The organism is Vibrio sp. MM46 (genome assembly GCF_027587135.1).
Lineage (GTDB): Bacteria > Pseudomonadota > Gammaproteobacteria > Enterobacterales > Vibrionaceae > Vibrio > Vibrio harveyi.
Genome location: NZ_JAPPTO010000021.1, coordinates 66,839 through 89,156, shown reverse-complemented (window position 1 = coordinate 89,156; position 22,318 = coordinate 66,839). Strand labels below are relative to the sequence as shown.

Sequence of the window (22,318 nt, the reverse complement as noted above, 5' to 3'; positions counted from 1 at the left end):
AAAGAAAATACTGGACAAAAAAACAGTAAAAGAAAGCCCAGCATTAAGCTGGGCTTTAGAATCAGTTAGTTTGAGTTATTTACACTTCTTTCTTTGTTGCGTGTTTACCTAGCTCAGACTTCTTTTCGTCTTTTAGGTATAGGTTTTCGAAGCAGTAGTTTGTGGCTTCGATGTAACCTTCTACGCTACCACAGTCGAAACGTTGACCTTTAAATTTGTACGCCAATACACAACCTGCTTTTGCTTGCTTAAGCAGTGCGTCAGTAATTTGGATTTCGCCGCCTTTACCCGGTTCCGTGTTTTCGATCAGTTCGAAAATGTCTGGAGTCAGGATGTAACGACCGATGATTGCTAGATTACTTGGCGCAGTACCTTGTTCTGGTTTCTCAACCATGTCGTCTACGCGGTAGATGTCATCTTTGATCATCTCACCAGAGATTACGCCGTATTTATGAGTTTCTTCTTCTGGTACTTCCTGAACAGCAACGATTGAACAACGGAACTGTTTGAATAGCGCTACCATTTGAGCCAACACGCCTTCCTGCTCGTTCACACAAAGGTCATCGGCAAGTACTACTGCAAATGGTTCATCACCGACCAATTCGCGACCAGTAAGGATTGCGTGACCTAGACCTTTCATCTCACGCTGGCGAATGTAAGTGAAGTTTGCAGAGTCAATGATTTCACGGATATCAACCAATAGTTCTTCTTTGTTTGTTCCGCTGATTTGGTGTTCCAGTTCGTAGTTTTTATCGAAGTGGTCCATGATTGAGTGCTTACCACGACCTGTTACGATGCACATGCCATTCATGCCAGCTTGGATGGCTTCTTCTACACCGTACTCAATCAGTGGCTTGTTCACTACAGGCATCATTTCTTTAGGCATAGACTTAGTCGCTGGGAGGAAGCGCGTACCATAGCCAGCTGCAGGGAACAGACATTTTTTAATCATTGGGGGAATATCCTTTCTCATTTTTTAATCAAGAATCTGGGCATCACTTTAACACGAGAGATGCATATGAATCATGAATTAAGTAGGAAAAAGTACGTCAATTTGAGCCTAAATAAGCATGAGCCATCACTGTATGAGCGAAATTGTGTTGTTCATCTGATTTATGACAACAAGTTTTGGTCTGCCCAAGCGATAGCTTGAACGCGATTCTTTACGGAGAGCTTTTTGAATATCTGATAAAGGTGAGATTTAATGGTGAATTCACTGACGAACAATTCTTCTGCCATTTGATTGTTAGATGCTCCTGCCTGAAGACAACGTAAAACTTGCAACTCACGGATGGTTAAGTCCACGGTTGCTGGGGCGGTGTGCGTGCTGAGGACATTGCGATAATAGTGAAGCAATTGACTAGTGACATTTCTTGGCAACCAGTTCTGACCATTCACGATTTCTCTCAAGCCTTCACCTACCTGCTCTAGAGAGTCTTCCTGATAAAATACGCCTTTTAGTTGCCCAAAAGACAACAACTCATCGGTGGTTAAGCGTTTAGGAACATTGAATATGACCGTTTCAAAATTCTTCCAAATTAAAGGCAAGTTTTTGATCGATTGTACGAGTGTTTTATGTTCACTAAAGTCAATCAACAGGATTTTATTGCGATGCTTTGGATTGGCTTCCATCAGTGCTTGTGTGGAGATGACAGGGATATCAATATCAGTGTATTTCACGAGTGCTTCGACTTTTTTCTCTGCGTCGTCTTCCATACTGATCAAAAACAATTTTCTCGCATAAGCTGATTTTTTCACGCGCCCTAATCTCCTTGAGTGAAGTTCCATGAGGTCAAAAACGCAAATACGGTGTCATCAATCACAATTTGGAGCCATAGCGTTAGAGAGGAAATGCGTTGAGATTCAAAGGTTCGCGAAACGATATCTGCAAAACGAATCAAAAATGCTACGCCTAGAGGTTGGAGTGAGATTTTGATTCCACAATTTCTAATCTCAGAACACAATGGGATTAGGCTTTAATCAAAACACCAAAGCGTGTATTCTTATGCGCTAAAATTTTATATATAGATCCAGAGTGAAACGGAGCACATCATGGCCAGCCGTGGAATTAACAAAGTTATTTTGGTGGGGAATCTAGGTAACGACCCTGAAATTCGTTACATGCCTAATGGCGGTGCAGTAGCAAACATCACGATTGCAACTTCTGAGTCATGGCGTGATAAAGCGACTGGCGAACAGCGCGAAAAAACAGAATGGCACCGTGTTGTGTTATTCGGCAAGCTTGCTGAAGTAGCGGGTGAGTACCTACGTAAAGGTTCTCAAGTTTACGTTGAAGGTCAACTTCAAACTCGTAAATGGCAAGACCAAAGTGGTCAAGATCGCTACTCAACAGAAGTAGTTGTTCAAGGCTTCAATGGCGTAATGCAAATGCTTGGCGGTCGTGCTCAAGGTGGCGCTCCAATGGGTGGCGGTCAACAACAGCAGCAACAAGGCGGCTGGGGTCAACCTCAACAACCGGCTCAACAGCAGCAATACAACGCTCCTCAGCAACAGCAACAACAGGCTCCGCAGCAACAACAGCCGCAATATAACGAGCCGCCAATGGATTTTGACGACGATATCCCGTTCTAAAATCTAATTGATATTGAATTTAAAAGGCCGCGAATTTCGCGGCTTTTTTATTCCCGTTATGTTCTGTCATTGTGGTTCACATTATTTCCGTATCGCCACAAAAAGGCAGCAACTCTCAAATATCGAATGATGCCTTGTTTCTTTCCGCCTCAGCTTCTCACATTCATACGAATGCGATTGTTTACTGAACGCTTATCAAGTATAAACATTTCAACAAGGTATATGATGAATAGAAAAGGAATTTGGTATTCATGAGGTATACCCCAACTCTTAAGCTAAGCACGCGGCTGGTGGCTTTTGTCACCATGATCGTCATTTGCGCAATGTTTATCTTGTTTGTCGGCGGCACCCTCTCTTTTAAGCGACTAGGGCAAGAGTATCTCAACCATTATTTGGAAGGGATCGTTGAAGTGGTTGATAAAGAGATGGAAGACCCTGACGCAGCATATTCCATGCAGCGTTGGATGCCAAAGATGCTACAGGCAAGTAACATTGTTGAGATGACGCTCTCGACGAATAACGCCGTCGTATACCGCTTCAAAGACACCTCCCACAAGATAGACAGTTCCATGTTGTTTGAGCATGAGTTTCAGCTCACTCACAACCAAGACTATGTCATCTACTTTAAGGCTATTCCTCCTTATTTAGGCTACGGCTATTCAATGCAAGCTTTGTGGTCGATTACGCTCGCGGTCATCTTGATCATCTTCTGCTTGATGCGCGGTGTTGCATGGCTCAAAGAACAACTTGCTGGCTCTGAAATGCTCGAAGAGCGCGGTCGTATGATCTTAGCTGGGCGGGTTGAGCAATACGCGAAAGGTGATGAGCGAGAATGGCCATACACGGCAAGCGAAGCATTGGATGTATTAATTGAAGAGCTGCAAGATGCCCGCCAAGAGCGCAGTCGCTTTGATACCTTTATTCGTACTCAAACTTTCCTCGATAAGTTAACTGGTACAGCAAACCGAGTTTTGTTTGATAGTAAGCTTGAATCGGCGCTGTTAGAAAGTGGGGCTCGTGGTGCAGTGATGCTGATACGAGTTCAAGATTGGAAATCTGTAGAAGAAGAACAGGACAAACAAACTTGCGATGAATTTATCGTTGAGATTGGTAGTTTGCTGTCCAATTTAGTTCAACGTTATCCCGATGTCGTATTTTCTCGTTACTACGATGCTGACTTTGCGCTTTTCTTACCTCACCAAGCAGCGAAAGATGTCGCAAACTTGGCGTCTCAATGTATTCGTCAATTAGAAAAACTCCATCCTCCTTATCCATTGGATTCTGATAACTGGTGTCATATCGGAATCACCATGTACAAAGAAGGAGAGCGTCATAGCCAAATCATTGATGAAGCAGAAACCGCATTGCGTAGTGCCCAATTGCAGAACAACAATAATTGGAGCCGTTTTAAAAAGTGGAATCATGATGAAGAAGCACGAGGCAGTGTGAGATGGCGTACGCTATTTGACACAGCACTCACGTCTGAAAATGTGATACTCTACGCACAATCAGCCTATTCAATAAGTGATGTGGCGCATAAAAAACCATTGCACGAAGAGTTAACATGTCGGATTCGCGATCCGGAAAATGGCATTGTTAAAGCTTCTCGTTTTATTTCTGCCGTTCGTCAAGTCGGCTATGAAGCGCAAATGGATCGCGCCGTTATTGGTACATTCTTAAAAGACTTTAAACACAACTTTGATAGCTCTAAGCAATATGTGCTTAATCTTCATGTTGTGCCTTTTGGGCAGCGAGAATATTTCAAGTGGTTCCGTGATGAACTCTTACAATTGTCACGGGAGCAAAGAAAGTGTCTCATTTTTGAGTTTGTGGAAGCACAATTTGTAAGACACTTAGACTTTATGCGACCAGTCGCTAAAATGCTGTCCGGTTTAGAATGCTACGTAATGATTGGGCAGGCCGGACGTACCATTGTCAGCACGCATTACTTAAAAGAAGTAGACATTCGTTATCTCAAGCTTCATCGCAGCTTGGTAACAAAGATCGATCAGAGACATGAAAACCAGTTGTTTGTTCGCAGTATGTTGGGTGCGGCCGCAAACAGCAAAACAAAAATAATAGCAGTGGGTATTGAGAATAAGCACGAGTTGAACACGCTTAATGAGTTGGGTGTTCACGGTGGGCAAGGGCGTTACTTCTCTTCTGAAGAGCAGTACCTTCCTCGTTCTACACCGGCGCCGACTTCTCAATCTGAATCCCAAGTTAAACTGGGACGAAGAAATCGCTGGCGAAAAAAATAAAGATAATAATCATGGATTTTAAAGCAGTACTCGACAAGCTCAAGCGATCATCGGTCGGTGGTCGCACTTGCTTTTTGGTTATTCAGCCAGACGCAGTTTATTTATCATCACCGACGAAAAGCAGCCGACCATCTAAATTTGAGATCTCAGAATCAAATTGGGAACGTGCCTGTGAGCAGGCATTAAGTGTAGCTGCAAGCTCTTATGATTCGTTAACGGTTGTGTTAGCTCACAACTACTATCAGATGTACCAAATCGACAAGCCTGCTATGCCTCGCAATGAGTGGCCATCGGCGTTGCCGTTTTTGTTAAAAGAGCTGATATCTGAGCGTGCTATTGACATTATTGCCGATGCAGTAGAGCTACCAAACTCGAATAAAGTCCAAGCTTATGTTCTTTCTCGCAAAATTCTCGATAAGATTGTACTGCTTGCGAGTCGAGTTCAACTGAGCCTTGAAGCGATTATTCCTGAAGATGACATCTGGGGTGATACCTCAGGTGAACTTGGTAATTTCTTATTGCTACAACGCAGCGCACGCGGACACTTCCGTATCAGCGCATTCGTTGATCATACTATCGCTTTCCACCGTTCTATTCGCAGTGTAACGCCACCACTAACGGGCGTACCTTCGAGTGACTTGCAAATGGATAGCTTGTCGCTAGAGCTACAGCGTTCAATCGATTACCTCTCTTCTCAACTGCGTCATGTTCAGTTGCACCAACTGAAGGTGTGTTGTGACGATGAAGATGAACAAGAACTGGTGGAATCGCTTAACTACCGCTTAAGCACCAAAGTCTCTCCGCTGCTTACTGAAGAACACGAACTATCTGGTCATGTATTGGCAGATACGGCGTTAGCTACGTCCAGTGAGCGACGTGTCAATCTTTATCCAGACTTCCTTAAACCGAAGAAGAATTTATTAACCCTCAAAAACGTTGCTATTTCTTGGGGTGTTGCGGCTGCGTTGATCTTTGTTTCTTACGGTTATGTGACTTGGCAAAGCCAAGGTGTAGAAGATGAAATTGCGATTGTGAAAAGCAAGGGCGATATCATGAAGTCAGAACTTCAACACCAACAAGCCAAATTACGTAAGCATCAGCCAGACACCAATAAGATCGCGGCCAAAGCGCGTTTAGAGCGTGAAGTAAAAGCGAAGCGTGACTCATTAAAAGCCGTTGGTAAGTACGATGATTCACAACGTACAGGCTACTCTGGCGTAATGCAGGCTTTAGCCAAGTTGGGCAGCAACAATATTTCTTTGTCTGCAATTCGTATTGATGCATCGACTTTAGATCTCCAAGGTTTGGCGAGATCGCCAAGCGCAGTTCCGAATTGGGTAAGCCAGTTTAAAAATGAAATTAGCCTTGTAGGGCGCACGTTTGATGACGTAAAAATCGGACGTAATGAAGACAACATCGTGACCTTTGAATTGAAGACGCGCGGAGACAAAGAGAAATGAATGAGTTTTGGTCCTCGTTAGAAGAGCGCTTCGATGAAATGAGCGGGCGTGAAAAAGTACTCATCGCACTGTGTGGTTTAGTGACGGTAGTGATGTTGCTTTTCACTTTGGTCTTGGAGCCAAAACTGAATGAGGTTACGAGTAACGATAAGCAGCTACGTAACTTAAAACAGACGAATCAACAGACAGAAATCGAGATCTTACGTATTCAAGCGCAGTTGAAAAAAGATCCGAACGCGGAAATTGATCAAGCTATCTCTCAATTGCTTATGGAAAGCCAACACCTTTCAATGCAACTTTCAGAGATCATCGAACATTTGATTACTCCTTCGCAAATGGCAAGTTTGTTAGAGAGTGTCTTAGAGCAGCAAAGTGGTATTCATTTGGTATCTCTACAAACTTTACCTGCTGAACCAATTACAGAAGACAAAGAAGCGTCGCAATACTCGGGTTATTACGTACACCCTGTGCGCATGGAGCTGACTGGCGATTACTTTTCAATTGCTAACTATCTGACGAAATTAGAAGGTTTACCAGCGAGTTACTACTGGCGAAGCTTTAGCTACAACGTGGAAGAATATCCAAAAGCAAAACTTGTACTGGAAGTTTACACCTTAGGTTCACGAGAGGAGTTTATCGGTGGTTAAGCAAATCATAATCTCCCTAATGCTGACAGTTGTTGCTGGTCATAGCTGGGCAAGCCAAGACCCAACAGCACCATTAGGCTGGCAAAAGCCAGTCACAGAGCAAACAAAGCCGAAAGCAAAACAATATCGCTTGCCAACACTGAACAGTATTGTATGTAAACCAAATACTCAATGCGTGGCGATTTTGAATAACCGTATTGTTGAGGCGGGAGCGAAACTCAATGGCTACCGTGTAGCCAGTATCAACAGTGAATTTGTAACTTTAAAGCGTGGTGACCGTCAGTGGAAACTAGAGCTTTTTGGTTTAAACGTAAAAAAATAATAACCAGAGCCTGATCAGATATGCGCAAATTAGTTGTAGGAATCGTGGTTGCTTCCTTAATGGGTTGTTCTATGGGTCATCGAGATCCAGTGGAAGTGAAGCAAGCACTTAATGAGTCTATCAATGAAGCAAATAGCCGTGCACTAGAAGAGATCCCTTCTTCTGTAGAAGCCGATCTTATGCCGAACTTAGACACTAGCGTGTCTTCAGAGCAAGGCACTTTAAAGCGTTTTAGAATCCAAGCGAACGCAGTAGAAGCTCGTAGCTTCTTTGCCTCTTTGGTGAAAGGAACTGAATACAGTGTGGCTATCCACCCAGCAGTGCAAGGCAACATCACCGTTAACCTTTCCGACGTCACCTTAGATGAAGTGCTCAACGTTGTACAAGACATGTATGGCTACGATGTTGTGAAATCAGGCAAAGTGATTCAGGTTTATCCTGCTGGTATGCGCACAGTGACCATTCCTGTTGATTATCTTCAGTTCAAACGTTCTGGCCGCTCACTGACCAGTATCGTGACGGGTTCTGTGACATCTGCGGGCACTTCTAGCTCTGGTGGCAGTTCTGACGATTCAGATTCTTCTGATTCAAATAACAACAACGGTGATAGCTCAACCACATCGACTGGCGGTACACGCATTGAAACCATCACCGAAAGTGATTTTTGGCCGATGCTGCAACAAGCCGTTGCAAACCTAATTGGCTCAGGTCAAGGCCAAAGTGTTGTTGTTACGCCACAAGCGGGTGTGATCACCTTACGTGCTTTCCCTGATGAAATTCGTGAAGTTCGTGAGTTCTTGGGCGTTTCTCAGGAGCGTATGCAGCGCCAAGTTATCCTAGAAGCGAAGATTTTAGAGGTGACGCTAAGTGATGGTTACCAGCAAGGTATCAACTGGTCGAATATGACTGCTTCTATTGGTAATTCAGGTAGCGTAGTTATCAACCGTCCAGGTCCTACAGGTGGTCTACCTCCATTGGATGCGATTGGTTCACTTTTAGGTGGGCAAACTAATATCACCATCAGTGATGGTAACTTCTCAGCCGTGATGAACTTTATGGCGACGCAGGGCGACTTGAACGTGCTTTCTAGCCCACGTATTACCGCAGCAAATAACCAGAAATCAGTTATTAAAGTCGGTACCGACGAGTACTTTGTAACCGAACTTTCTAGTAATGCGGGTAATGGTGAAAACTCTAATGCGGTTCCTGAAGTTGAGTTGACGCCTTTCTTCTCAGGGATCTCTCTAGATGTTACGCCACAGATTGACAACAAAGGTAACGTATTCCTGCATGTTCACCCTGCCGTAATTGAAGTGGAAGAAGAGATTAAGAAGCTAAACCTTGGTGGTGACTTCAACAATGTTCAACTCCCGCTGGCAAAAAGCTCGATTCGAGAATCTGACTCAGTGATTCGCGCAAAAGATGGCGATGTGGTGGTTATTGGCGGCTTGATGAAACAGCAAAATATCGAGCAAGTGTCAAAAGTACCGTTCCTAGGTGATGTGCCTGCTCTTGGTAACTTGTTCCGAACTATCAATAACGTATCGCAGAAAACAGAACTCGTCATTCTTTTGAAACCAACAGTTGTGGGCGTAAATACATGGCAGAAAGAGCTAGAGCGCTCACGTGATTTACTGCAAGAGTGGTTTCCTGACGCTGAGTAATTGGCGTTAGGAAGTCTCTGTTTAACGTGGTGTTGTGATTCGAGTATGTACCTGTCACATTTTGGATTTCGAGTTCAACCTTTCTCACTAACCCCAAATACAGAAATGTTTCTGGGGCTGGTACCTCATTATGAGGCGATTCAGACCATTATGGCAGCCGTCAAAATGGGGGAAGGGGTCATCAAAATAACAGGTGAAGTGGGCACGGGTAAAACCATGGTGTGCCGAAAACTGATTGAGCAAATTGAATCACAAGTCGAATTAGTTTATTTGCCAAATCCGGTTCTAAGTGGTGAGCAATTGCAGTTTGCTGTGGCCAGAGAGCTTGGGATTGAAGATACTGACCCACTTAAAGTCGTTTCACTGATCCAAGAGCGGCTGATCCAAGTCCACGTGTCAGGGAAAAAAACGGTACTGATTGTTGATGAAGCACAAGCTCTGTCTTCTGAGGCGTTAGAAACCTTGCGCTTGTTTGGCAACTTGGAAACGGAACAAGATAAGCTGATTCAATTGGTCTTGTTTGGTCAGCCCGAATTAGATGAGCGATTAGAGACTCACGAATTGCGCCAATTTCGTCAACGCATTACGTTCAGTTGCCAACTGCGTCCTCTCTCGATCGAAGAGGGCGTTGCCTACATCAACAATCGTCTAGATAAAGCGGGTAATGGGGCGCATATCTTCTCTATTGAACAAAAGAAAGCCATTTGGCGCTCGGCGATGGGCATCCCGAGATTGATTAATCAGATCAGCCATAAAGCTTTACTTACTGCGTTCAATGACCGTTGTACGCTTTTGAAAAATCATCATGTTTACGTTGCCATGCATGACACTTTTGACGCACGTAAACCTAAGTTTAAATCTCCCGTATTTTGGGGATGGAGTCAGCCTTGAGTGCCATCAATAAAGCATTATCAGAACTTGCTGAAAAAGAATCGCCTTCGGAACTAACCAAGGCAGAGATCCCGAGTATTTCTCGAAGCAAACCATGGCTATGGCTTGTGGGGGGCTTTTCGTTGAGCTTAGCTGTCGGTGGTTGGGCGGTATCTCAAGGTCCCGCTCCTATTGAAGAGATTGCAACAGTTTCGTCTTCAACGACTAATATGGAGAATGTTCCACCTTTGCCCGTAGTTGAAGTAAGCCAATCTCCAACTAATAAGACAACGCCACAATTAAATGATGTGGTGTACACGCAACGAATTGAAAAACCGAAGGTAAAAGTCGCATTATCTGCTGCGAAATCAACGCCAGAGGTGGATGATTATGTTCCTCGTAATGAGGTGAGCAGCACGGTCGAGCAGCCAGTGTTGTTGGCGAGTCTGAGCAATAATGTGACGAATTCATCGAATGTTGAGCAAGAGCATTCGATGCGAATTGAGCAAGTAGAACTGACCCATCAAGAGTTAGCTGAAAAAGCGTTGGCACGTGCGGATAAAGCGATGGATGCGAATGACATGAAAACCGCATTGTCATCTTTTAATGAAGCACTTCGTTACCAACCAACGAACCTTGAAGCTCGTCAAAAGCTAGCCGCATTATATTTTGGCAAAGGTGACACGCGCAAAGCCTACGAAATCCTACAAGCTGGTATCTCGCTAGATACGAATAACCAGTCACTTCGCTTAGCGTTATCAAAGTTATTGGTGAAAGCAGATCAACCAGAAGCGGCGCTGAGCCCTCTAGTGCATCTGCCTCCTGCACCAAGCCGTGATTATCTGGCGATGCGTGCCGCTTTGGCACAAAAGCAAAAACAAAACCAAATTGCTCTAGAAAGCTACCAACTGCTGACGCAGCGCGAACCTGACAACGCGCGCTGGTGGCTTGGTTTAGGTATTCAGCAAGAGCGAGCATTGGATTTTTCTGCTGCTATTGCCGCTTATCAACAAGCATTGGGGAAAGTGGGTATTTCGAATCAGTCTCAGGCATTTATTCGTGACCGTTTGAACATCTTAAAACAACTGGAGAACGCGCAATGAAAATTCAGTTGAGAAAGCGCTTAGGTGATCTACTTGTTGAAGAGGGGATTGTCTCTGAAGAACAAATTCAGCAAGCATTGAGTGCTCAGCACAGTACAGGACAAAAACTGGGTGATGCGTTGATTGACCTTGGTTTTATCAGCGAAAAGCAGATGCTGGAGTTCTTATCTCAGCAGCTCGGTTTGCCATTGATTGATTTGAGCCGAGCCCCGATTGATGCCGATGCTGTACAAGTTTTGCCTGAAGTGCACGCGCGACGCTTGCGTGCCATGGTCGTTGCTCGAAATGGTGACACGCTACGCGTTGCAATGAGTGATCCAGCGGACTTGTTTACTCAAGAATCCCTGATGAACTTGCTTGGTGAATATGACCTAGAGTTCATCATTGCGCCAGAACGTCAGTTAGTCGAAAGCTTTGACCGTTACTACCGTCGTACAAAAGAAATCGCTTCGTTTGCTGAGCAGCTTCAGGCTGAGCACCAGGACGTTGAAGGCTTTGACTATGGTATTGATGAAGGTGATAGTGAAGAAGTTACCGTCGTAAAACTGGTTAACTCGATGTTTGAAGATGCGGTGCAAGTCGGCGCGTCAGATATTCACATCGAGCCTGATGACAAAGTGCTTCGCTTACGTCAACGTGTTGATGGTGTATTGCACGAGACGCTTCTAAATGAAGTTAACATTGCCTCTGCGCTGGTTCTGCGCCTTAAACTGATGGCGCACTTAGATATTTCTGAAAAGCGTTTGCCACAAGATGGTCGCTTTAATATCAAAGTTCGTGGTCAATCGATCGATATTCGTATGTCGACACTACCAACGCAATACGGTGAGTCGGTGGTGATGCGTTTGCTCAACCAATCTTCTGGTTTGCGCAAACTTGAAGACTCTGGCCTACCTCCGGAGCTGCTTGCTCGCTTACGTCGCCAGCTTTCTCGTCCTCACGGTATGATTTTGGTTACGGGACCGACAGGTTCTGGTAAAACCACCACGCTTTATGGCGCACTGAGTGAGTTGAATGAACCGGGCAAGAAGATCATCACTGCAGAAGACCCGGTGGAATATCGCCTACCACGTATTACTCAGGTTCAGATCAACAGTAAGATCGACCTAACGTTTTCTCGCGTGCTACGTACCTTCCTGCGTCAGGACCCGGACATTATCCTCGTTGGTGAGATGCGTGACCAAGAAACAGTAGAGATTGGTTTACGCGCCGCGCTGACTGGTCACTTAGTGTTAAGTACGTTACACACAAACGACGCAGTAGACAGTGCACTACGTATGATTGATATGGGGGCGCCTGGTTATCTAGTTGCGAGTGCGGTCCGTGCTGTGGTTGCTCAGCGTCTGGTTCGTCGTGTTTGTCCCGACTGTAAAACCACGGATGTATTGGATGAATCGCGCCAGCAATGGTTGGCTGGTCGCTTCCCGAATCAAGTCGGCACCACTTTCCACAAAGGTGCGGGTTGTCAAAACTGTAACTTGACGGGCTATCGAGGTCGAATCGGTGTGTTCGAAATGCTTGAGCTAGAGAATGAAATGATGGACAAGCTGCGTGCTAATGACGCGGTAGGGTTCGCTCAAGCTGCGAGACGTTCCGAGAATTACAAGCCACTACTTGCTTCAGCGATGGAACTGGCACTGCAAGGTATTGTTAGTTTGGATGAAGTGATGACCCTAGGTGAAGGGGATGCTTCTGGTAAAACCGACCCAATTTTCATGTAGGTAAGTGAATGCCAACTTTTCGTTATCAAGGTCGCACTTTAGACGGCTCATCCACCAGTGGCAAAGTCGATGCTGTTAATTCTGAAGCTGCAGCGGAAGCATTGATGAATAAGGGGATCATTCCTCTTAACCTGCGTTTGGAAAAAGAAGCGGTAAAGAGCAAAGTTAGCCTGTCTAAATTGTTCGTACCGGCGATTCCGCTTGAAGTGATTATCCTGTTTTCTCGCCAGCTATTTAGTTTGACGAAGGCTGGTGTACCGCTGCTGCGTTCTATGCGTGGTCTGCTGCAAAACTGCGAAAACAAACAGCTCAAAGAAGCGCTTGAAGATGTGGTAGCGGAGCTGAGCAATGGTCGTGGTTTGTCCTCGGCAATGCAGCCACATTCCAAGGTATTCAGCCCGTTGTTTGTCTCTATGATCAACGTTGGTGAAAACACAGGTCGACTAGACCAAGCTTTATTGCAATTGGCGAATTACTACGAGCAAGAACTGGAAACTCGTAAGCGAATTAAAGCAGCAATGCGTTACCCAACATTCGTTATTGTGTTCATCACTATAGCGATGTTTATTTTGAACATTCTGGTGATCCCAGAGTTTGCATCGATGTTTACCCGTTTTGGGGTGGAGCTTCCTTTGCCAACTAGAATCCTGATTGCGACCTCTAACTTCTTTGTGAATTTTTGGGGGCTGCTCATTGCGGCAATTGTTGGGGCATTCTTTTTGTTCAGAGCTTGGGTTGCAACCGCAGATGGTCGAGAGAAGTTCGATAAGTTCCGTCTACGATTGCCAATCGTGGGTGATATCGTAAACCGAGCACAGCTATCTCGTTTCTCAAGAACCTTTTCGTTGATGCTGAAATCCGGTGTACCTCTAAACCAGTCTTTAGCTCTGGCTGGTGAGGCGCTTGGCAACAAGTTCTTGGAAAACCGAATTTTAGAAATGAAGTCTGCTATTGAAGCGGGCAGTACCATTTCTGTCACGGCAATCAACAGTAAAATTTTTACGCCTTTGGTTATTCAAATGATAGCGGTTGGTGAAGAGACTGGTCGTATCGATGAGCTTCTCTTAGAAGTGTCGGACTTCTACGATCGAGAAGTGGATTACGACTTGAAGACACTGACAGCTCGAATTGAACCACTACTTTTGGTCATTGTGGCAGGCATGGTTATGGTGCTCGCTCTGGGTATTTTCCTTCCAATGTGGGGGATGCTGGACATCATCAAAGGCGGCTAAACCAGTGGTTGAAAATCAGAGTCGCGCAACGCTTATCCTTGCAGGCGTTATTGGGTTGATTTTGCTGGTGGCGTTTGTGCACACCCTCAAGCCAGTAGAGCAGCAAGCGCAAGTCACCGGAGCCAAGCTTGCCAAGGTTTGGATGCAAGATAGCGTGCAACGTTATCATCAGGCGTGGATAGTTCATGGTGAGCCCAAACATATGTCGATGGATGGGTTTGAACTCGATATGACAGAAGCAGGTCTAGTGTCGCCATTTCGTCAAGACGGGGTTCTGGATTGTGGCTTTTGGTTAGCGGTGCATTACCCGCAACGTAAAATTATGGCGAGCGAGTTGTTAGAAATTCGTGGAGCAATTAAAAGTAATAGTTATACATGTCACTATACTTATGAAAATGGACAGAGAGTTGTCGTTATATCTGACGCTAATTACCTGAAAATAGACGTCGAAATGTCGGCGGAGTGAATTTTTTGACACTTAAGTACTATAAATAGGAATGAAAGTCGGTATAATGCAAACATTACCATAAGAAAAAGGTTGTAATTGAAAGTAAACCATTTGGTTATTTACTTTTTAGCGCAGCTTTTACTTAACAATGGCGAATCGTCATTCTGCTCAAGCGGTAGAGAAAGTACTCACCTAACTAATTTCGCTTAGTGTGTTGAGACGCAACACCGTTTTGACAATATCCAAAATGGTCGTGTGACCGATAAACTTTGCAGTCACTCTGCATGCTTACATAGAGAGAGTAAACAATGAAAAGACAAGGTGGTTTCACCCTTATCGAATTGGTAGTGGTAATTGTAATCCTAGGTATTCTAGCGGTAACTGCAGCACCACGTTTCCTTAACCTGCAAGATGATGCTCGTAACTCTGCACTTGATGGTCTAAAAGGTGCGATTGCAGGAGCTGCAGGGATTACTTATGGTAAAGCTGCTATCGCTGGGACCGAATCAAAAGAAACTGCAACAATGAAAATTGATGGCTCAGCTACTGACCTGAATTTGGTTTACGGTTACCCTAAAGCTACTAAAGCGGATCTAGAGCTAGTGGTTGATGGGCTAAAAGATGACTGGAAGCAGATTACTGTTAATGGTCAAACAAATGCAGTTACATTTGGTTATGATGGCTACACAGACAAATGTGTGACTTACACTCAAGCAACGTCTTCAGCTGCTGCAACGGTTAAAACAGCAACTACATGTAAGTAATTTGCTTATATCTAAAGGCCAGCTAGTCTGGCCTTTATCTCCTTATTTTGATTAATCTCGGAATAGTTCATATGCGTAAATCATCGGGTCTTAGTGCAATCGAATTTGTGGTTGTGCTGATTATCTTAGGTGTGATCGGTTATGTGGTATTACCAAGATTTATCAGCTTTGAACCAGAAACTTACGAAGCTAAGTGGGAGCAAACTAAGCAAACCGCTGAGCACGTTTCTGAAACCCTAAGCAATAAAGAAACCTACGATCGAATTGAAGAAGAATTGGAGCGCTCGAAAGGAGAGAAATAACTTATTGGTGGTTATTTGTACACTTGCTCACACTTCGAATTTAAAACTTATAAACCTATCATTATTCTCATAATTTCATCGTATACTTACTTCGCTTGTCTTAAGCCTAAGGTTGGGTTATGAAAATTCGCAGCTCTACATTAGGGTTTACCTTGATGGAATTGATCTTAGTGATCGTTCTCTTATCTATTCTCTCCCTTTTTGCTGCCAGCCGTTTTATGGGCAAAGGCAGTGTGTCTGCATTTGCACTTCAAGAACAAGCCATTTCTGTGATTCGCCAAGTTCAAGTGAATCGCATGCAGTCGAATATCAATATCCCAAACAAGTCTTATCCTGAAAGATGTCTACCCAGTAGCTACAAAGCTGGAGAGGACTCTAGCTACACTAACTTTTGTCTATCGATTACGAGTACTTGTATAGGATCTAGTGCAACGTGCAATCTGGCTAGTAAGGAACGAGATGCTCGAAGCGATGTTGTTGTCGATAACTCAGCACAGTTTTCTATTATTAATGGTGCCTCTAGTCCCATTGAATTTGATCTATTGGGTAATCCTCTCAATGTTTCCTCTGCTGGTATTTCTATTCTTATTCAAGATAAAAACAGTCAAAGCCAGTGCCGAGTATTGATCAACCCTCAGGGTTATGTTTCGGAGGGAGCATGCTCATGAGAAAGCACATTGGTATGACGCTTATTGAGATGATCATTGCCATCGTTCTTATGGGGATTGCGATGGTAGCGTTTACGTCTTTTTTAGTTCCTCAAATTCGTGATTCAGCAATGCCTCATTATCAAATGCGTGCAGCAGCCTTAGGGCAGGGATTTATGTCGCAAATATTGGCGCGCGGCTTTGATGAAAACAGTGACTTCGATGGTGGTACTGTTCGATGTGGTGAGAACGGTGTGAATTGCACTGAGGTGAGTAAATTAGGTGCTGATAGAAAATTCGACGGTTCTTTGGAGGCAACGCCTAATGATTTTAATGATGTAGATGACTATATCGGGTGTTGGAGCACGTCTACAACGGTAGGTCAGTGCCAAGGAGCGAAGCGTGGGAGTATTGCTGATGTATTAGGGAAGAGCGGTGAAGATAAATATCGCAATTTCCGTGTTGAGGTCGGAGTTGCGTACGACAACTTATCTACGGCAAAAACGACAGGCATCACTAACTATAAAAAAATCACTATTACTATTTTTGCAAGCAACACTCAGCCATTAACACTCACTGCCATAAGAGGGAACTACTGATGAAAGCTCGTGGTTTTACCTTAATGGAAATGATCGTCACCATTGTGATCGGGAGTTTTATCATGCTGGGTATTGCGGGTTATGTTCAGCTTGGTATGAAAGGTTATGCGGATACAATTGACCGACAACGTATGCAAACTCAAGCCCAGTTTGTGTTGGAGAAAATGTCTCGAGAAATTCGCCATGCGGTACCGAATAGTTTTCATGAGCCTGATGACACGACGAAGTGTTTAGAGTTTGTACCTATTGAGTATTCAGGGTTCTACACACTGACAAATAACGACTTGGAGTTCTTATTGGGCAATGACGCCACGTTAAACCCAATGCCCGCTAACGCTTGGATGGTTATTAATCCGAGCCGTTATGAAGATCTGCAACCTTCTTCTTCACAAAGTTTAAATGTTGGTGGTCTAGCCAAAACTGGTGATGTCTTTGTTATTAGTGGAGCTGCCAGTACGATTGGGGGCTCTTCTATTTCGAGCCGTCATTACGTCTATCAAGATAAGTCTGAAGTACGTTACTGCTTCGAAAATAATCAAATAACGCGCAATGGAATTACAGTCGCGGATAGTGTTGATACTTCTGTAAGTGATATGCACTATCTAGAGCCAACGCTGCAGCGTGGTGGTCTTGTACACATCAATTTAGAGTTCACTCAAAACGGGGAGCGTAGTGTTTACCAACAAGACGTGCAGGTGCTCAATGTTCCGTAGAAATGTCCAACAAGGTAGTGTTCTGATCGTCGTGTTGTTTGTCATCATTGTGATGGGGTACTTAGCTGCTTCTTTGATGAGAGTAAGTTGGTCAAACCAAAGTACATTAACGAGAGAATTCTTAGGTACCAAAGCTTGGTTTATTGCTCAATCTGCCAATGAGTGGGCACTAACTCAGCTTTATCCATTAAACACAGATGGCTCCGTCATCGCTGATGTTTGCTCTAAGATTGAAAACGGTAATACATCTCCTCCTACACAGATTACACAAGGCTCGGGTTGCCGAATCAATACTATGACATGTTCAAATATCGGTACCTTTAACGCAGGTACCTCTGAAGCTGAATCTCTTTTCAGAGTGCAAGCCACAGCAATTTGTGGTTTCGGGGTTGCACAAGTACAGCGCCAACAAGAGATTTGGGTTAGGGAGTAAATAAAATAATGAAAAAAATAATGATGTTTGGGGCTCTCACATATAGCTTGCTGTCTGCTCAATCTCTTGCTGGAGTTATGTATGACCTTACTCCTCGTTGGTCTTGGAGCGACAATGAATATGTGGCTTGGAATAGCCCTTGCCCCAATAATGGCTACTATACAAGCAACTACTCCACTTACGTATGTACAGTAGGCGTTAATCTAAATTATGGCGATAGTATTGTTGCCGGTCCTTATGTATCACAACTGTATTTGGATCGATATTCTTCTTTCGGTGGTAATAATACGATTGGTAGTAGTAATCGGAATCTTTCCCTTAACCTAGACCGAAATTCTTTTAGCGCTCGTAACTTATATATTTACGGTAGTATCGATAATGGTGGTTACATCAATTTGACAGACGCTACTGTATCTAGGTTTATAAGGAGCTCTAACAATGATGTTGTATTTGATAATGTCAATGTTGGAGAAAGTGTCATAGCTCAAAAACACATTAATGGTACCAACAGTGATGTTGGTGGCTATGTTGATAGCTATGCCGGTGGGGTGACACTGAATAATGTTGATGTAGGCTCGTATATCGAGGCGAGAGATCAGATAAAAACAACGAATGGTGATGTGGGCGGACACATTTCCTCTTCCCACGGTGGTATTCAGGCTGTATCAAACAGCGCGCATCTCATTTCTGGGTATGTTAGTGCTCAAGAATCCATAAAAGTGACTAACTACAGAATCAATCAATACATATTTTCTGAAGACTATGTGCAACTCAATAATACGAATGTGAATGGAGATGTTACCTCTCGTAGCAGTGGTAACCCTGCGGTTGAAGTATTAAATAACTCGTCTGTTTCTGGTGATATCACCGCCAAAGGTTTTATTCGTGTATCTGACTCTAGTGTGTCTGGCGATATTGATAATACTCAAGGGCGCAATCAGAGCATGGCAATTAATAGCAGCCAAATTGGCGGAGATATTGCTGCTAAGGGATACGTCGATGTGCAATCTTCACAAGTATCAGGCACTGTTTCTAGTGCAAATGAAGGTGGGCGAATTGAGCACTCTAAAGTTAAAGGTGATGTAAATGTTAAAGAGTACCTTCACGTAATTAATAACTCCTATATTTGTGGAGAAGCGTCAAGCTCTGGTGATGGTGCAAATATTAACAACTCATTTGTTGGTGATGATGTATCAACTAAAAAGTATCTGCATGTCACAAATGCCTCTGTATTTGGCACTGTAAGTACCAAAAATACAGGGATGGCTCTTTCTGGAGCGAAAATTCTTGCTGACATGAAAGCAGTAGGTTTTCCCAATAACAAGTATGTCAGTATTTCTAACAACTCTACGTTGTGTGGGCAGTTGAACTCTTCATATTATTACAACGGAAATTTGGTTGCGTTTTGTGGGTTAAATGACCCAAGTTGTAACAGCTCCCAATCAAAAGGCGAATGTCCAGTTAATGTAAGTTCAGGATCCGGTTATGATGACTTCTATGAGTTTTGTGGTACTACTCCCCCTGACCCTGAACCAACACAATGTAATTTACTTCCAATGGAAGACTTCAATGCTAATGATATTAGCAACTGGTCTGTTATTGGCTTTGGGCAAAGCATCAAACCTACGCCATCTGGTGGTCGATTCGTTTTAAACTCGTCTCAAAGAAATCAAGCAACAGCATCGGCATACAACTATCTATTCCCTTCGAAAGATAACTATCTTGAAGTGGAGTTTGACCACTATGCGCACTCCGGATCTGGGGCTGATGGTGTGGCGTTGGTTTTATCTGATGCTAATGTGCCGCCACAAACTGGGGCATTTGGTGGTCCACTTGGCTATGGTGTGAAACCTAACATACAAGGCTTTGCTGGCGGTTGGCTTGGGTTTGGTATCGATGAATACGGCAACTACTCAAGAGAAGGTAGCTTTGAGGATAGTCATTACCGACCAGGGTTTAAGCCAAATACAGTCGCAATTCGTGGTTCTGGGATTAAGAACGGGTCTGGGCAATGGATGGGAGGTTATCGCTATATTAAAGGTAACCACAATGTTGGTGACTTAGATAGACGCCGCGATCCTAATCATAGATACAAAGTTATCATTGATTCTAAACAACAAGGTAAAGTCTACATTACGATTCAGCGTAAGATCGGTAGTGCGAACTCTTGGACAACATTGATCTCCAAATTTGATGTTATGAGAGGTTTTGGGCAAACCACGCCTCCAGAAAATTTCCGCGTGTCGATTACCGCCTCGACTGGTGACATTACCAACGTACATGAAATGGATAACTTCCAAGTTTGTGCCGATAAATACCAGAAAATAACGGAAGGCATTCACCACTTCGAATTTGATTACGCTGGTACTGGCAGTATTTGTCAGGCGTCCGAGGTAACACTACGAGCATGTATGGATGCTTCTTGTTCGAAAACGTACCCATCTTCAGTATTGAGCTCGAACCCAGGAGCAACGGTTGATCCTGTGACGGTGTCCTTATTGCCACAATCGGATTCTCTCGTCGCATGGGAAGGGGGAGATCGTGTTACATTCTCTGACTCTGTTTCGTTGAAGCTACAAGCGCTCCAATCAGGCTCAGCAAAACTTGGAATTGCAAGTAGCTCGGTTCCACAGTTTGGCTTTGACGGAGCGAAGTGTCGTATCGCTGGTGGTCCGCTATCTGAGCAAAACTGTAATATCGTATTTAACTCTGCGGCGTTGGGTGTAACGGTTCCAGATAAGGTCGCTGGTAAGCCATTCTTCAATACCAAAGGACAGGCACAATATAGCAATCAACGTTCGCCTTATTTAGAGTTTTGTAGCTCACCAAGCCAACAGGGCAGTGACGGCGAAAATCGAGATGTTCAGTTATCCATTGAAAGAATCGAACCGACAAGCAATGCAGTATCAGTCCCCGCTTATGTCTCTTTCAAAAAGAGAGATGGTTCTTTCAGTAACGAGGTTACCGTTGGGACAAATACTGTTGAGGTTGCTGATGTCTACTTTAATAAGCAAGGTAAAGCTTACTTCAACTTAAAGTATCCAGAGGCAGGCAAAGTCGCGCTGAAGGCGAAAATAAAAGATGAAAAGGATTCGTTAGGACAGAATAGCTTTGTGAGTTTTCCAGCATATCTCAAATTGACGGTTGATGGTGGTCTGTGTGGTTCAGGCTCTTGTAGCCAGAAACTGGTTGCTGCTGGAGAAGAGTTCACAATGAAAGTGACGGCTTATCAATTTGGTGATGATAAGAAGCCAGCACAAAACTATCAACAATCAGGTTTAACGATTAGTCATAAAGTATCTTACCCGCAGTTTGATAGTGCGATTCCTGGCACTTTAGGAACGACCACATACGATCATATCAATCTAACTAATGGTACGGGGTCAGTGACGCAAACTGTGTCCGAAGTTGGTGCTTTTGACTTTACGATTACACCACCTGAAACGTATCTCGGTAGTAAAGCTTTCACCATTACGCCAGCAGAAGAAAATATTGGTCGTTTCTACCCTAAGTATTTCCGAGTTGATGAAGCGAAAGGAAATCAATGGGCTTACCCACATAAAGAAAACTTTGCTTATATGGGACAAAGCTTTGGCGTCGAGGAGTTTTATGTTGAGGCATTAAATGCGGATAAAGGCGCTTTAACAAATTACGCCTTCTTCTCTAGTGGCTTACAAGCAAAGTTTGGTTTGAAAGATACTAGCTCTTATCAGCCTCGTTTTATTTTGAACAAAACCTATACGGGGACTTGGGTGAATAATGGTGCTGCTTATGTCACTTCAAGAAGTCTAGGTAAGTTTACTGGTTCAACGACGGATGGGTTAGAGCTATTAAAAGGTTCTGGCTCAAGTTACCCAGATGGTCCGCTCAACTTTAACGAGAACGCGAAAGATACGGCTATATCAATCAAATCCGCGGATGATAATAAGGATCCAGTATCTATCGATGGTAGTGAGGGGTTATTGCCTACCCAACCTGACATCCGCTTTGGTCGTGTAGACTTAGATGATGTCGGTGGCAACCAAGGCTCGACGTTGAGAGTGCCATTACGAGTTGAATACTGGAATGGTAGCCGCTTTATTGCTAACCCAAATGACAGCCAAACCGATGTTACTGGTGTGAAGGCTAAACAAGAGCATATTTGGCCTAAAGGTGATAACGCGAAACCTAAGGATGTCACGTTAGGGGCTGGTGGAGAGGTCGCTTCTGGCCATTCTCGTTCTGTAACAGCAAAAGAAGCAGAGCCGTATCGCCAGCAAACTCGCGTATGGCTTAATCTTGAAGGTGGTGGCAATTCGCTCCCTTGGCTCAAATACGACTGGGATAAAGATGGCTCCGAAGAAAACCCATCATCGGTAGTCACGTTTGGTATTCATCGAGGCAATGACCGAGTGATTTATCGTGGTGAACCGGGCTTAACCGGACAATAACAAACTTCGGTTTCTTGCGTTAAGTAAGGAAACTGCAAGAAATTGAGGCTTTCTGCTCATGTTTGTGTACCAATGCCTTGCTGTGACAGCGAGGCATTGGTACATTTAGG

20 protein-coding genes are annotated in these 22,318 nt (G+C 44.0%); 18 read left to right on the top strand and 2 right to left on the bottom strand.

Annotated elements, in window-relative coordinates; genetic code table 11:
• Positions 1-79: 79 nt before the first annotated feature.
• Both galU and OH459_RS20940 read right to left on the bottom strand, forming a co-directional pair.
• A complete protein-coding gene (galU, locus tag OH459_RS20945; protein WP_005444317.1) occupies positions 80-952 on the bottom strand; it encodes a UTP--glucose-1-phosphate uridylyltransferase GalU in 873 nt (290 codons plus the stop codon).
• A 161-nt stretch (positions 953-1,113) separates the two neighbouring features.
• Positions 1,114-1,758, bottom strand: a complete 645-nt coding sequence (locus OH459_RS20940) for a LuxR C-terminal-related transcriptional regulator (protein WP_009698824.1) — start codon at positions 1,756-1,758, stop codon at positions 1,114-1,116.
• 294 nt (positions 1,759-2,052) lie between these two features.
• Between OH459_RS20940 and OH459_RS20935 the strand changes: the two genes are divergently transcribed.
• The 18 genes from OH459_RS20935 (at position 2,053) to OH459_RS20850 (ending at position 22,208) form a co-directional block, all read left to right on the top strand.
• Positions 2,053-2,592 carry a single-stranded DNA-binding protein gene (locus OH459_RS20935; RefSeq protein ID WP_005444320.1) on the top strand — a complete coding sequence of 180 codons (540 nt, stop codon included), beginning with the start codon at positions 2,053-2,055 and terminating at the stop codon, positions 2,590-2,592.
• A 251-nt stretch (positions 2,593-2,843) separates the two neighbouring features.
• Positions 2,844-4,853 (top strand): RNase E specificity factor CsrD, encoded by a 2,010-nt coding sequence (csrD, locus tag OH459_RS20930; RefSeq protein WP_009698823.1) that lies wholly within the window; start codon positions 2,844-2,846, stop codon positions 4,851-4,853.
• Positions 4,854-4,864: 11 nt separating this feature from the next.
• Positions 4,865-6,313 (top strand): MSHA biogenesis protein MshI, encoded by a 1,449-nt coding sequence (locus tag OH459_RS20925; RefSeq protein WP_005444325.1) that lies wholly within the window; start codon positions 4,865-4,867, stop codon positions 6,311-6,313.
• Positions 6,310-6,960 carry a type II secretion system protein GspM gene (gene gspM / locus OH459_RS20920; protein ID WP_005444327.1) on the top strand — a complete coding sequence of 217 codons (651 nt, stop codon included), beginning with the start codon at positions 6,310-6,312 and terminating at the stop codon, positions 6,958-6,960. Before OH459_RS20925 ends, gspM begins: the two co-directional genes overlap by 4 nt.
• The gene (locus OH459_RS20915) at positions 6,953-7,282 is read left to right on the top strand and encodes an MSHA biogenesis protein MshK (RefSeq protein ID WP_269988549.1); all 330 of its coding nucleotides are present in this window, start codon (positions 6,953-6,955) and stop codon (positions 7,280-7,282) included. The genes gspM and OH459_RS20915 overlap by 8 nt, the downstream gene beginning before the upstream one ends.
• 20 nt (positions 7,283-7,302) lie before the next feature.
• On the top strand, positions 7,303-8,946 hold the full coding sequence (gene mshL / locus OH459_RS20910; protein ID WP_029789687.1) for a pilus (MSHA type) biogenesis protein MshL: 1,644 nt from the start codon (positions 7,303-7,305) through the stop codon (positions 8,944-8,946).
• A 45-nt stretch (positions 8,947-8,991) separates the two neighbouring features.
• Positions 8,992-9,837, top strand: a complete 846-nt coding sequence (locus tag OH459_RS20905; protein ID WP_017187907.1) for an ExeA family protein — start codon at positions 8,992-8,994, stop codon at positions 9,835-9,837.
• Positions 9,822-10,919 (top strand): tetratricopeptide repeat protein, encoded by a 1,098-nt coding sequence (locus OH459_RS20900; protein ID WP_017187906.1) that lies wholly within the window; start codon positions 9,822-9,824, stop codon positions 10,917-10,919. The genes OH459_RS20905 and OH459_RS20900 overlap by 16 nt, the downstream gene beginning before the upstream one ends.
• Entirely contained in the window at positions 10,916-12,640 is a 1,725-nt protein-coding gene (locus OH459_RS20895; protein ID WP_005444338.1) for a GspE/PulE family protein, read from the top strand. The genes OH459_RS20900 and OH459_RS20895 overlap by 4 nt, the downstream gene beginning before the upstream one ends.
• A gap of 8 nt (positions 12,641-12,648) precedes the next feature.
• The gene (locus tag OH459_RS20890; RefSeq protein WP_005444339.1) at positions 12,649-13,872 is read left to right on the top strand and encodes a type II secretion system F family protein; all 1,224 of its coding nucleotides are present in this window, start codon (positions 12,649-12,651) and stop codon (positions 13,870-13,872) included.
• Between the two features lie 4 nt (positions 13,873-13,876).
• Positions 13,877-14,338 carry a hypothetical protein gene (locus tag OH459_RS20885; protein WP_005444341.1) on the top strand — a complete coding sequence of 154 codons (462 nt, stop codon included), beginning with the start codon at positions 13,877-13,879 and terminating at the stop codon, positions 14,336-14,338.
• A 290-nt stretch (positions 14,339-14,628) separates the two neighbouring features.
• Positions 14,629-15,084 (top strand): type II secretion system protein, encoded by a 456-nt coding sequence (locus OH459_RS20880; protein ID WP_045491887.1) that lies wholly within the window; start codon positions 14,629-14,631, stop codon positions 15,082-15,084.
• 71 nt (positions 15,085-15,155) lie between these two features.
• Entirely contained in the window at positions 15,156-15,386 is a 231-nt protein-coding gene (locus OH459_RS20875; RefSeq protein ID WP_005432800.1) for a type II secretion system protein, read from the top strand.
• 119 nt (positions 15,387-15,505) lie between these two features.
• Positions 15,506-16,054 (top strand): type II secretion system protein, encoded by a 549-nt coding sequence (locus OH459_RS20870; protein ID WP_269988545.1) that lies wholly within the window; start codon positions 15,506-15,508, stop codon positions 16,052-16,054.
• Positions 16,051-16,632 carry a type II secretion system protein gene (locus OH459_RS20865; RefSeq protein WP_017187902.1) on the top strand — a complete coding sequence of 194 codons (582 nt, stop codon included), beginning with the start codon at positions 16,051-16,053 and terminating at the stop codon, positions 16,630-16,632. The genes OH459_RS20870 and OH459_RS20865 overlap by 4 nt, the downstream gene beginning before the upstream one ends.
• A complete protein-coding gene (locus OH459_RS20860; protein ID WP_009698816.1) occupies positions 16,632-17,345 on the top strand; it encodes a PilW family protein in 714 nt (237 codons plus the stop codon). Before OH459_RS20865 ends, OH459_RS20860 begins: the two co-directional genes overlap by 1 nt.
• On the top strand, positions 17,335-17,778 hold the full coding sequence (locus OH459_RS20855) for an MSHA biogenesis protein MshP (protein WP_269988542.1): 444 nt from the start codon (positions 17,335-17,337) through the stop codon (positions 17,776-17,778). The genes OH459_RS20860 and OH459_RS20855 overlap by 11 nt, the downstream gene beginning before the upstream one ends.
• An 8-nt stretch (positions 17,779-17,786) precedes the next feature.
• Positions 17,787-22,208, top strand: a complete 4,422-nt coding sequence (locus OH459_RS20850) for a DUF6701 domain-containing protein (protein WP_269988540.1) — start codon at positions 17,787-17,789, stop codon at positions 22,206-22,208.
• The last annotated feature ends 110 nt before the right edge of the window (positions 22,209-22,318 follow it).